This is a genomic window from Rhodoplanes elegans, assembly GCF_016653355.1.
Taxonomy (GTDB): Bacteria; Pseudomonadota; Alphaproteobacteria; order Rhizobiales; family Xanthobacteraceae; genus Rhodoplanes; species Rhodoplanes elegans.
In genome coordinates this window covers 1-10,936 of sequence record NZ_NHSK01000021.1, presented here as the reverse complement: position 1 = coordinate 10,936, position 10,936 = coordinate 1, and the positions used below count along the sequence as shown (strand labels likewise).

13 protein-coding genes and 1 pseudogene are annotated in these 10,936 nt (G+C 66.3%); 7 read left to right on the top strand and 7 right to left on the bottom strand.

Annotated elements, in window-relative coordinates:
- On the bottom strand, positions 1 to 377 hold a 377-nt coding region (locus CCR97_RS01305), incomplete at its 3' end, for a helix-turn-helix domain-containing protein (protein ID WP_201159242.1).
- Between the two features lie 24 nt (positions 378 to 401).
- Here CCR97_RS01305 and CCR97_RS01300 point away from each other — a divergent pair.
- From CCR97_RS01300 to CCR97_RS01275, 6 genes are all read left to right on the top strand, one after another.
- The gene (locus CCR97_RS01300; RefSeq protein ID WP_111356051.1) at positions 402 to 1,373 is read left to right on the top strand and encodes an ABC transporter substrate-binding protein; all 972 of its coding nucleotides are present in this window, start codon (positions 402 to 404) and stop codon (positions 1,371 to 1,373) included.
- Between the two features lie 3 nt (positions 1,374 to 1,376).
- Positions 1,377 to 2,549 carry a CobW family GTP-binding protein gene (locus CCR97_RS01295; protein WP_111356049.1) on the top strand — a complete coding sequence of 391 codons (1,173 nt, stop codon included), beginning with the start codon at positions 1,377 to 1,379 and terminating at the stop codon, positions 2,547 to 2,549.
- 19 nt (positions 2,550 to 2,568) lie between these two features.
- On the top strand, positions 2,569 to 3,951 hold the full coding sequence (locus CCR97_RS01290; RefSeq protein WP_111356047.1) for a dihydroorotase: 1,383 nt from the start codon (positions 2,569 to 2,571) through the stop codon (positions 3,949 to 3,951).
- A gap of 137 nt (positions 3,952 to 4,088) precedes the next feature.
- Positions 4,089 to 4,871 (top strand): ABC transporter permease, encoded by a 783-nt coding sequence (locus CCR97_RS01285; RefSeq protein WP_111356045.1) that lies wholly within the window; start codon positions 4,089 to 4,091, stop codon positions 4,869 to 4,871.
- A 10-nt stretch (positions 4,872 to 4,881) separates the two neighbouring features.
- Positions 4,882 to 5,685, top strand: a complete 804-nt coding sequence (locus tag CCR97_RS01280) for an ABC transporter ATP-binding protein (RefSeq protein ID WP_111356043.1) — start codon at positions 4,882 to 4,884, stop codon at positions 5,683 to 5,685.
- Positions 5,686 to 5,872: 187 nt separating this feature from the next.
- On the top strand, positions 5,873 to 6,946 hold the full coding sequence (locus CCR97_RS01275) for a GGDEF domain-containing protein (protein ID WP_111356041.1): 1,074 nt from the start codon (positions 5,873 to 5,875) through the stop codon (positions 6,944 to 6,946).
- Positions 6,947 to 6,965: 19 nt separating this feature from the next.
- Here the strand turns inward: CCR97_RS01275 and CCR97_RS01270 are convergent.
- The 4 genes and pseudogenes from CCR97_RS01270 to CCR97_RS32220 all read right to left on the bottom strand — a co-directional run.
- Positions 6,966 to 7,211: pseudogene (locus CCR97_RS01270) on the bottom strand (UDP-glucose 6-dehydrogenase); the annotation flags it as partial.
- 64 nt (positions 7,212 to 7,275) lie between these two features.
- Positions 7,276 to 7,728: a cache domain-containing protein gene (locus tag CCR97_RS01265; protein ID WP_111356039.1), complete on the bottom strand. Its 453-nt coding sequence runs from the start codon at positions 7,726 to 7,728 to the stop codon at positions 7,276 to 7,278.
- Positions 7,729 to 8,072: 344 nt separating this feature from the next.
- Positions 8,073 to 9,053 (bottom strand): PAS domain S-box protein, encoded by a 981-nt coding sequence (locus CCR97_RS01260; RefSeq protein ID WP_111356038.1) that lies wholly within the window; start codon positions 9,051 to 9,053, stop codon positions 8,073 to 8,075.
- Positions 9,054 to 9,402: 349 nt separating this feature from the next.
- On the bottom strand, positions 9,403 to 9,543 hold the full coding sequence (locus CCR97_RS32220) for a hypothetical protein (protein ID WP_338049044.1): 141 nt from the start codon (positions 9,541 to 9,543) through the stop codon (positions 9,403 to 9,405).
- Here CCR97_RS32220 and CCR97_RS01255 point away from each other — a divergent pair.
- Positions 9,517 to 9,837 carry a hypothetical protein gene (locus tag CCR97_RS01255; protein ID WP_170145715.1) on the top strand — a complete coding sequence of 107 codons (321 nt, stop codon included), beginning with the start codon at positions 9,517 to 9,519 and terminating at the stop codon, positions 9,835 to 9,837. The genes CCR97_RS32220 and CCR97_RS01255 overlap by 27 nt on opposite strands.
- 146 nt (positions 9,838 to 9,983) lie before the next feature.
- Here the strand turns inward: CCR97_RS01255 and CCR97_RS31990 are convergent, their stop codons facing one another.
- Together CCR97_RS31990 and CCR97_RS01245 are read right to left on the bottom strand one after the other, a co-directional pair.
- Entirely contained in the window at positions 9,984 to 10,097 is a 114-nt protein-coding gene (locus CCR97_RS31990) for a type II toxin-antitoxin system prevent-host-death family antitoxin (RefSeq protein WP_276330205.1), read from the bottom strand.
- A gap of 171 nt (positions 10,098 to 10,268) precedes the next feature.
- A partial coding sequence (locus CCR97_RS01245) for a nucleotide sugar dehydrogenase (protein WP_201159241.1) occupies positions 10,269 to 10,936 on the bottom strand: 668 nt, incomplete at its 5' end.

Below are 10,936 nucleotides of genomic sequence, written 5' to 3'. Positions count from 1 at the left end.
CGCCCTCCCGCCCCCGCGACGAGGTCGCGCATCACCGGCTCCGCGATCCGGCTGAGCCGATCGCCTTGCCGCAGCAGCCGGTCGTAGCGGATGAAGGCGGGTCCGAGCGCGTAGCCGGCGCCCGCCACCGGATCGAGAAAACCCGCCTGCACCAGCGAGCGAACGCTGCGATAGGCCGTGCTGGCGGACAGGTTCAGCGACCGCGCGATGTCGTCGACGGTGAGGACCGGCCCAGCGGTCTCGTAGAGCTGCAGGACGGCGAGAATGCGCGCTGGGCCATTCATGACGAGGATCCACCCTGTTGCGCAATTTTGCAGCTTTTGACTATAGGCGACATTGTCATATACTGACAATGTAGACGCGCCAACGACGACCATCCCTGCCCCCGAGGAGATACCGTCATGCGATCCGTCCTCCGCCCCCTGATTTTCGGCCTCGTCCTGGCGATCGCCATCGCACCCGCTCCGGTACGGGCCCAGCAGCCGACCGAGGTCCGGGTCGCCATGCTGGCCCCCAGTGCCCTGCTGTGGCTGCACGCGATCGCCCGCGACCAGGGGTTCTATGCGGAGCGCAACATCGTCGTGAAGGATCTGGTGGCGAGCTCGAGTCCGACCCTGCTGCAGGCCGTTTCGTCGGGCAGCGTCGAGGCCGGCATCTCGCTGGGCGACGTCGTGATCCGGGCGATCGATCAGGGTGCTCCGGTGGTGATGAGCGGCGCCGTTCTCGGCAAGACGATCCTGCGGCTGGTCGGCGGCACCGGGGTCACGGCGGCGAAGCAGCTGGAAGGCGCGACCGTGACGGCGGGTGCCGTCGAGGGCGGCACCGCCAACCTGTTGCGCTTCCAGCTGCAGCGGCTCGGCGTCGACCCGCGCAGCCTCAAGATGGTGGCGCTGACCAATTCGCGCGACCGCGTCGTCGCGCTCGGTAACGGACAGGTGCAGGGTGCCCTTCTGATCGCGCCGTTCGACACTCTGGCGGTCCGTCAGGGCATGAAGGTGCTCGACGTCTACACGGATCCGTACGTGCAGACGCCGCTGGTGCTCAACAAGCCGTGGGCCGAGAAGAACCGCGAGGCGGCGATCGGCCTCACCAAGGCGATGCAGAAGGCGGCCGTCTGGATCTACGACCCGGCCAATCGCGACAAGGCGATCGACATCCTCGCCGCCTTCACCAAGACCGACCGTGACATCTGCGCGGACTCCTACAAATTCATCGTGGAGGAGCAGCAAGCGATCGCCCGCAATCTCGACGTGACGGCCGCCGGGCTCGAGAACATCATCAAGATCGACCAGGCGATCGGCGCGAACCCGGCGTCCTCCAAGCCGTTCGACCTGTCGCGCTACTTCGATCCCGCCTATCTCGCGGCGAAGTGAGCGATGCCCGAGACGACCGACGAGCGCCTGCCGGTGACGCTGCTCACCGGCTTCCTCGGCAGCGGCAAGACGACGCTGCTGAACGCCTGGCTGCGCACCACCGACCTCGCCGACGCCGCCGTGATCGTCAACGAGTTCGGCGAGATCGGCATCGACCACGCCCTGATCGCGGCGAGCAGCGACAACACGATCGAGCTCTCCACTGGGTGCCTGTGCTGCACGGTGCGCGGCGACCTCGTCGACACGCTGCGTGAGCTGACCGAAAAGCGCGCGTCCGGCGAGGTCAAGGCGTTCGACCGGGTCGTCATCGAGACCACCGGGCTCGCCGACCCGGCGCCCGTGATCCAAGCCTTGATGACCATGCCGGTGGCGAGGCGCTATCGGCTCACGCGCGTGATCGCGACCGTCGATGCCGTCAACGGCGGGACGACCCTCGACCGCCACCCGGAGGCCGTGAAGCAGGCGGCGGTCGCCGACGAGGTGGTCCTGACCAAGGCCGATCTCGCATCTGCCGCGGATGCGCGCGACGGGCTCACCGCACGCATCCGCGGCCTCAATCCCGGCGCGCGGCTCCACGTGTCACGCCCGGACCGCATGCCGATGCCCTCCGAGCTCGCGTCCGCCGACATCTACGATCCCGCGACCAAGAGCGCCGACGTGCTCGCCTGGCTCAACGCGGAAGCCTATGCGGGCGGTCACGACGGCCCGCTCGACGGGTCCGGCCCGACCGGGCACGATCACCGTCACGGTCACGATCACGGTCACGAACACGAACACGATCACGGCGACCATGATCGGGACGACGGCGCCCGGGCCCAGCACCGGCACGACGTGAACCGCCACGACGATGCGATCGGATCGTTCTGCCTCGTCTACGACGAGCCGCTGGAATGGGAGCACGTCGCCGCGTGGCTCGATGCCCTGGTGATGGCGCACGGGGACGACCTGCTGCGCGTCAAGGGGATCATGAACATCGCCGGCGAACCGCGCCCCGTGGTGCTGCAGGCCGTGCAGCACCTGTTCCACCCGCCCGCCGTGCTGCCCGCGTGGCCGACGCCCGAGCGCCGCTCGCAGATCGTCTTCATCGCTCGCGCGCTGACGCGCGACTACGTGGCCGAGGTTCTCGATACGGTGCGGCAGCGCCGACCGGCCTCTGCCCCCCCGCCAGCGAACTGACCCGGACCGGGAGTCGACCATGGACTGCATCGTCAAGAACGGCCTGCTCATCACCGCCAAGGGCCAGAGTCGCACCTCCATCGGCATCCGGGACGGCAAGATCGCCGGCCTCTACGAGCCCGGCCAGGAACCGTCTGCCGCCGAGACGATCGACGCCTCGGGGCTCGCCGTCATCCCGGGCGTCATCGACATGCATTCGCATCACCGCGAGGGCAGCGCGCCGGGCTTCGAGTACAAGGACACGATCTACAGCTCGACCCTGCAATGCGCGGCCGGCGGCGTCACCACCTCGGTCGCGATGCCGAACGTCAATCCGCCGCCCAACAGCCTCGACCTCTTGAAGAAGCAGTTCGCCATCTACGAGCGCGACGCGATCGTCGACTGGAACTTCAACCCGGCTCCCACCATCGCGGAGGAGATTCCGCGCATGGCCGAGCAGGGCATCGCCGCCTTCAAGATCTTCATGGTGGTCGACACCGGGCGCTCCTATCCGCACATGCCCGGCATCGGCGTCCACGACCACGGCAAGATCCTCGAGATTATGAAGCACTGCGCCGAGGTCGACATTCCGCTGATGGTCCATCCGCACGATCAGGCCCTGATGGACGTCATCGAGAAGGACTTCTGGGAGCGCCAGCAGCGGGACGCGCTCGCTTACGCCAAGGCCTACGCGGCGCATGACGGCGTGATCTGGGAGACGGCGATCGCGACGCTCCTGCGCCTGCAGAAGGCGGCCGGCTGTCACCTGCACATCCTCCACACCCAGACGTCGGGCAGCGTCGACCTGATCCGCCGTGCCAAGGCGGCGGGCCAGCGGGTGACCTGCGAGATCAATCCGTGGGCCTTGTTCCTCGGCTGCGACTGGGGCGCGATCCAGCGGCTCGGCTCCTACGCCCTGTCTTATTGGGTGCCGGAGAAGAACGTCCCCAGCCTCTGGGAAGGCCTCACCGACGGCACCATCGACATCGTCGCCACCGACCACGCCCCGCACACCCGCGAGGAGAAGGAGATCGGCTGGACCGACGGCTGGAAGGCCCACACCGGCACGCCCTCGACGCAGTTCTACGTCAGCATGTTCCTGACCGCCGCGCTCGAAGGCAAGTTCCCGATCGAGCGCGCCGTCGAGGCGATGTCGACCCGACCGGCGCGGCTCTTCGGCCTGGCGCGAAAGGGCGACGTGATGCCGGGCTACGATGCCGATCTCGTCCTGATCGATCTCGATCGCGAGTACGAGATCAAGGACGCCGACGTGCTGAGCCTGACCGGATGGTCGCCTTACGCGGGCCGCCGCTTCAAGGCCAAGCCGGTGCGCACCCTGGTGCGCGGCCGCACCGTCTATGTCGACGGCAAGGTGATCGGCGAGAAGGGCTGGGGCAAGCAGGCCCGCGCCGTCTATGCGTGACCGCCTTGCTCGACGCAGAGGCGACGACGACACCCCGGGCGACCGGTTCGCCTGACGGGCGCGCGAGACCGGGCCCGCTCACGCCGACGCGGGCTGCGGTCCGCGCATGACCATGATCCTCTAGGCGAGAGCGGACCGTGCGACGCCTGTATGACTTCCTCGAGCAGGACACCCGGGCGGCTGGCCTCGCCCGGATCGCCCTGTCGACGACCGCCGTCCTGGTCGTCTGGCAGGTGGTCTCGATGCTGGTGACCAACCGCCTGCTGCTGGTCCCTCCCGCCGAGGTGGCGATCGCGCTCGCCAAGGAGGTCGAGCAGGGCACGATGTGGACCAATGCCGTCGCGACCGTGTCGGCGGTGGTCACCTCGTTCGTCGTCTCGGTTCTGATCGGCGTCGCGACGGGGCTCGCGCTGGCGTCGAGCCGGGCGCTGTCGCTCACCGCCGGGCCGGTGCTCAGCGCCTTGAACTCGGTGCCGATCATCGCTCTCGCGCCCCTCTTCGTGGCCTGGCTCGGCCTCGGCTTCGCCTCCAAGTTCGTGCTGGTCATCATGGTGGCGGTCTTTCCGGTCGTGGTGACCACCGAGGCGGGACTGCGGGCGACCGACCGCCAGCTCGTCGAGGCGGCGCGCTCGTTCAACGCGACGCCTTTACAGATCTTCTCGACCGTCACGTTCCCCTACGCGCTGCCCTTCATCGTCAGCGGCGTCCGGGTCGCCTGGGCCCGCGCCCTGGTCGGCATCGTGGTGGCCGAGTTCTTCGGATCGTTCGCCGGGTTCGGCTTCGCCATCTTGTCGGCGAGCCAGACCTTCGACACTGCCCGGGTGCTCGGCTACGTCATCATGCTGGGCGCCATGGGACTGCTCGGCAGCGTTCTGTTCGCGACGCTCGAGCGAAGGCTGGCGCCGTGGAGGCAGGAATGAGCGAGTCAAAATGAGCGAGGCACAGAGCGAGGCGGTGCGGCTGCGGGTCGAGAAGATCGGCAAGGTCTTCGGCCGGCGCGACAAGCCGGTCGTCGAGGCGCTTCGCGACATCGACATGACCGTCGCAGAGGGCGAGTTCGTCTCGATCGTCGGGGCGAGCGGCAGCGGCAAGTCGACATTGCTGCGGATCATCGACGGCCTGCTCGCGCCGAGCAGCGGCCGCGTCCTGGTGGACGGCCGCGCCGTCGATCGCCCCGGTCGCGACCGGGCGGTGGTCTTCCAGCAGGATTCGCTGCTGCCGTGGAAGACCGTGATCGAGAACGTCGCCTACGGCCTGACGCTCGCCCGAACGCCCAAAGCCGAGGCCCACCGGACCGCCCAGCACTTCATCGACATCGCCGGCCTCGGCGGCTTCGAGCATCATTATCCGCACCAGCTCTCGGGCGGCATGCGCCAGCGCGTCAACGTCGCCCGGGCGCTCGCCGTGGATCCGAAGATCCTGCTGCTCGACGAGCCGTTCGCGGCGCTCGATGCGCAGACCCGCGAGATCATGCAAACCGAGCTTCTGTCGATCTGGCAGGAGACCCGCAAGACCGTGCTGCTGATCACTCACCAGATCGACGAGGCGGTGTTCCTGTCGGACCGGGTGATCGTGTTCAGCGCCCGTCCCGGCACCATCCGGGAGGAGATTCCGGTGCGGTTGCCGCGGCCCCGCGACCTGCATCTCAAGCGCAGTCCCGAGTTCACGGCGCTCGTCGACCACATCTGGACGTCGATCGAGGCCGAGGTGCGGGCCAGCCTGAAGCAGGGTTGACGCTGGACGTCCGGAGGCGCGCGCCCAGGACACACCGGCGCGACAAAATTCACATGTTGCAGTAACAATTCATTATCTTATTATGTCGCGACGATAGTGTATGGGAAATGCTGATCGACGATCGGCGGCAGGCCATCGCCCGTCATCGTCGGACGATAACGTGGTGTTCGCCCGCTAGAGACCGCGCATGTCGCAATCCACCACCACGTCCGAAGTGGCAACATTCGCCATCGCCCGAAAAGCCTTGGAGCGGATCCGCGATCTCGGCCAAGTGCCGGATCCGGCGACCTACGCGGTTTGGTTCACATATTTCCAGGGCCACAACCAAACCCTCAACCGCGAGATCGAGGAACTCGGACCGGGTGCCCTGTCGCGCACGCGGCTGAACGCCATCCACGACCGGCATTTCGCGACCGAGCGGCATTTCGGCCAGCTGCTGTCGGTCGGCGAGGCGCTCGGCGCCGAGACCCGCAAGGTCGAGAACGTGATCAAGGTCGCTTCGGGCTCGGCCGCCGACTACGGCCTCGACCTCCAAAACGCAGCCGAGACCCTCGACATTGGCGGCACCAACTCGTCGGCGTCGGAGCTGATCAAGTCGCTGGTCCGCTCCACCGATGCGATCCAGCAGACCAACGCGCTCCTCCAGGCGCAGCTCCAGCAGTCCGAGCACCAGTTCCGGCTCCTGCAGGAGAACATGGAGACGCTCCGCCTGGAGAGCATGACGGATCCCCTCACCCGGCTAGCGAACCGCAAGTATTTCGACTTCTTTCTGAGTCAGGCGACGGCTCTGGCGGCCGACGAGGAGGCGCCCGACTCGTTCTCGCTCGCCATGGTCGACGTCGACCGGTTCAAGCAATTCAACGACCAGTTCGGACACGTGACCGGCGACGACGTGCTGCGCCTCGTCGCCTTCGCGCTGAAGAACAACGTGCGCGCGAACGACCTCGTCGCCCGCTACGGTGGCGACGAGTTCGTGGTGCTGCTCCCGAATGCCTCGCTCGAAGACGCCATGGCGATCGGCGACCAGATTCGCAAGGCGGTCGCCGAGCGGCCGCTCCTGCGCCGCGCCACCAAGGAGACGCTCGGCTACGTCACCCTGTCGATCGGGGTTGCCGCATGGACGCCGGGCGAAACCGCCGAAGCCTTGCTCGAACGGGCCGACCGGCATCTCTACCAAGCGAAGGCCAACGGGCGAAACTGCCTGGTCGGTGCCCCTGTTCCCCCGAAGCCGAGCACCGCGCCGGCACGGTCCACCACGTGATCCCCGGGAAGGGGGGACGATCCGCCAGTTCGTTGATAAAAGTGATCTTGGTGGCCAGGAACGCATTCGCCGGGTACTTGATCAGTTCGGCGGTGCCGCGCGCCGTGAACATCAGCGGCGCCTGGTTGAGGTACAGTGGCCGGTAGAGCTCGGTCATCACATTGCGGGCGCGCTCGTCCGCGGTGCCTAGGACGATACGGTCGGGATGCTTGAAGCCGCGGATCGCCGCGCCCTCGCGCAGGAACTCGGGGTTCGAGACCACCGCGCGAAGACGCGCCCCATCACCGCGGCGCGACCGCGGAAGACCGTCGCGGGGACGAGGCTCGGCGTTATTTGTAGTAGCCGACCGCGCAGCCCTGGCCGCCGACCTTCGTGACGAAGGACTGCTTGGCGACGGGGTCGGTGCCGCCAGGCTTCGGGAAAAAATAGTCGACCGTCGTGACGGTGCCGTCCTTGGCGGCCGCGAAGATGTCTTCTCCGATGACCTTGCCGGTCTTGTCCTTGAGGACCCGAATGTCCGTCCCGATCAGCGAGGGATGCGCCGTGACGATGCCGGTCTTGGCGTCGAAGCAGAACACGTAGAGGTCGCGATCCTTGTAGCCGGCCTCGCCCTTCTTGAACTTCTCGATGGCGGCCGCCTCGTTCGCCTTCACCTCGGCGATCGCCTTCTCGAGCATCGCCTTGGCCTCGGCCGCCGAGCCGAACTGCTGGGCATCGGCAACGATCGCCGTTACCAGAAACGCAACGGACGCCATTGCCGACAGGAGCGTCGCCTTCCTCATCACGTCCCTCCTCGGTTTGAACGATCGATCTCGAGCCCGGTGGATTCGACGGGATCGATCAACTGGGGACCTCGCCGGTCTTGCGCCGGCCTGGACTGGGTCCGCGCGTAACCTTGGTACGGCGGCGACGGGGAGGCAACTGCCTTGCGCCGGTGGGGGTGCGGCGGTTTGTCCGGGCACCGCGGCCCGGCGACCTTCCGCCGCCACCTGGCCCGGGGACATTGCGCAGCATCGCGCGCGAGGGGGATGCCGGTTCGTTCCGCCCATACGCGACGCGCGCCGGAGCTTCGCACGAAGAAAGGCGGCCCGACGATTCAGACGGCCCTTTCACTCTCGCTGCGTTGTCAGTGTCGTATCACGAGCTCTCCTGGGCATTCGAGCCGCCACGATAATCCCTCGGGTCGAAACGCAAGCCCGCTCACCGTCCCGTCGAGCGAATTTCTCGAGATGCGACTGAGCAGTTTGTGCCCAAAGCCTTCATGGCGTGGAGGATCGACCGGCGGCCCTCCTTGCTCCTCCCACGTCAGACGGAACCGCTTGGTCGTGTGCGTTTGGTCGACATCCCACCGAATCACGACCCGTCCATCGGGAGAGGACAATGCGCCGTACTTCACCGCGTTCATCGCGAGTTCGTGAAAGGCGAGCCCGATATTTTGCGCCGCCTCCGGATGAATCATGATCGCCGGTCCTTCCGCGTCTATGCGAGCGGCGATGCCGGTAAACTGCTCGATTTGTGCGCTGATGAGCCCGTCGATCGAGGCACCCGCCCAACCCTTCTCGACAAGGAGATCATGACAGCGCCCAATCGCCATCAGGCGGTCTTCGAACAGCTTCTGGAACTCGCCGAAACTGATCGCCCGCTGGACAGTCTGGTTTGCGATGGCGAGCACGACCATGAGGAGATTTTTCGATCGATGCGAAAGCTCGTTCATGATGAATCGGATGTGCTCTTCGTGTCGCTTCCGCTCGCTGATATCGACAACGGAGGCGACCACGAAGTTCCCGTCGTCGGTGCGGAAAGGATTGATACCGATCTCCAGCGGGAACTCGTCCCCGTCTTTCCGCCGTCCATACAGATCGCGTCCAGCTCCCATCGGCCGCGGTCGAGGGTTGCGCGCAAATCCATCACGCAATCCCGTATGCCCCGCGCGAAACCGCTCGGGCACCAGGATCTCGATCGGCCTTCCGATTAATTCCTCGCGAGAATAGCCGAAGAGTTGTTCAACATGCGCGTTGACGAACATGACGCGCCCGGCGCGATCCGTGACGATCATGCCATTCGGCGCCGACTCGAACAGCAGGCGCAATTGCTCGTCGCTGATCATCGGCGGCTCTCCCCTGCTATGGTGCGAGCCTACCGGCGCCGCCTTCCGTCGGGCGAAACACGATTCTGTGATCCTTAATCGTTGTTCGCTCACCGCCGCGCGCGTGTTTCTCAGCTGGAAGATACTCCAGCGCCTCTTTTGTCAGCACGCGTCGGCCGTCCTAATTCATCGAACATGTGGCGACTCTCGTGACCACTCTCCACCCCTGTCTGGCGCGCTCCCGCACAATCGAGATCGAACTCGAAATCGAGAAGATCGTGGCCTGAACAGGGTCCTCTCACCGGACCGCATGCCTTTGGACGCCATGACCCCTATGGGTGCGGGCGCAGCCGCAGGTTCGCTACTCGCGTCAGGCAGCCTTCCGCGTCATCGGTCGCCAATCGCTGATCTGTTTCACACAGGGTGAAGAGAGGAGCGCCGGTGGCTCGAATTTCGACACGTTGCGCGTCAGTACGGTCAGGCCGTGCTCGAGTGCGGTTGCGGCGATCATAAGGTCGGCGCTGTCATTGCCGAGCGCAGCGCTCAAAGCGCGCAGCGCTCAAAGCGCCCAGCGCCGTGCGGTCTGGAGCTCGAAGGGAAGTATCCGTTCCGCGTAAAGGCCCAGGAGTTGGTCGAGCCATGCCGCGAGCGTCCCGGCAAAAACAGGATTGGTCGTGCGTTGTCGGGCGATGCCGCGTTCGATCTCGCCGACGCTGATTACGCTGAGAAACAAGCCGGCCGTTCACTGCCGTCCGAACCACACCACGAGAGCGGAATTGCGCTGCCGTTTGCGCAGTTCAGATAGGACGACCGTGTCGATCAAGTACATCAGAGCTCGATGTCGCGCGGCCGCGCTTCGAGGCGGGGGAATTCGCCGCCGTCCTGCGGCATGGCTAGCAGCAGTTTCGATAACGACGGCGCCTGTGCCTGCTCCAGGCTGCGCAAGCGCTGTTACTCCTCGACATCGACGACGACCACGGTCGACTTTCCGTGAATCGTGACCGTCTGAGGCTCGTGACGCGCGGCTTCGACCACTTCGCCAAACCGATTCGTGGCCGCCTCAATCGACTAAATCCGCCGGCCCACCGTCCCGCTCGCTCTCGCTGTTATCGATGGCTACAGTCTGGGTAGCGGCCTGCAGCGTCAACACTGTTGCAGAATTCGGTCGTCGGGATCGGCGGCAGGCTCGGCGGCTTGGCCACAACGGCGCCGGGCTGTCGTCACGTTGTCACGTCGTCACGATCGGACATGCTCCGGCACAATAGCCCTGCCCACACTGGAGTAGGCGAAGCCCGCGGCCGCCATTTCGTCCGCCCGGTAGACGTTGCGCAGGTCGACCATCACGGGCTGGCGCATCGCGCTCTTGAGGCGGTCGAGGTCGAGGGCGCGGAACTGCTCCCACTCGGTGACGATGACCACCGCGTCGGCGCCCTGCGCACACTCGTAGGCGTTGGCACAGAAGGTGACGAGGCCGTCGAGGTCGCGCTTCGCCTGCTCCATGCCGGCGGGATCGTAGGCCCGCACCTTGGCGCCCATGTCGTTGAACGCCGTCACCAGCGGTATCGACGGCGCGTCGCGCATGTCGTCGGTGTTCGGCTTGAAGGTGAGGCCGAGCACCGCGATGGTCTTGTCGCGCACCGACCCGCCGAGCGCCGCCGCGACCTTGCGGGCCATGGCCCGCTTCCTCTGGTCGTTGACGGCCGCGACCGTCTCGACGATGCGCAGCGGCGTGCCGTTGTCCTGCGCAATCTTGATCAGCGCCAGCGTGTCCTTCGGAAAGCACGAGCCGCCGTAGCCCGGCCCGGCATGCAGGAACTTCGAGCCGATGCGGTTGTCGAGGCCGATGCCGCGCGCCACCTCCTGCACGTCGCCGCCGACCTGCTCGCACAGATCCGCCAGCTCGT

What these genes read in the sequence shown, in the direction of transcription:
- CCR97_RS01280 (WP_111356043.1), top strand. Translation starts at nt 4,882, where the DNA reads ATGAGCGAGGCACAGAGCGAGGCGGTGCGGCTGCGGGTCGAGAAGATC.
- CCR97_RS01260 (WP_111356038.1), bottom strand. Translation starts at nt 9,053, where the DNA reads ATGATCAGCGACGAGCAATTGCGCCTGCTGTTCGAGTCGGCGCCGAAT.
- CCR97_RS01295 (WP_111356049.1), top strand. Translation starts at nt 1,377, where the DNA reads ATGCCCGAGACGACCGACGAGCGCCTGCCGGTGACGCTGCTCACCGGC.
- CCR97_RS01300 (WP_111356051.1), top strand. Translation starts at nt 402, where the DNA reads ATGCGATCCGTCCTCCGCCCCCTGATTTTCGGCCTCGTCCTGGCGATC.
- CCR97_RS01265 (WP_111356039.1), bottom strand. Translation starts at nt 7,728, where the DNA reads ATGAGGAAGGCGACGCTCCTGTCGGCAATGGCGTCCGTTGCGTTTCTG.
- CCR97_RS32220 (WP_338049044.1), bottom strand. Translation starts at nt 9,543, where the DNA reads ATGATCGCCGCAACCGCACTCGAGCACGGCCTGACCGTACTGACGCGC.
- CCR97_RS01275 (WP_111356041.1), top strand. Translation starts at nt 5,873, where the DNA reads ATGTCGCAATCCACCACCACGTCCGAAGTGGCAACATTCGCCATCGCC.
- CCR97_RS01290 (WP_111356047.1), top strand. Translation starts at nt 2,569, where the DNA reads ATGGACTGCATCGTCAAGAACGGCCTGCTCATCACCGCCAAGGGCCAG.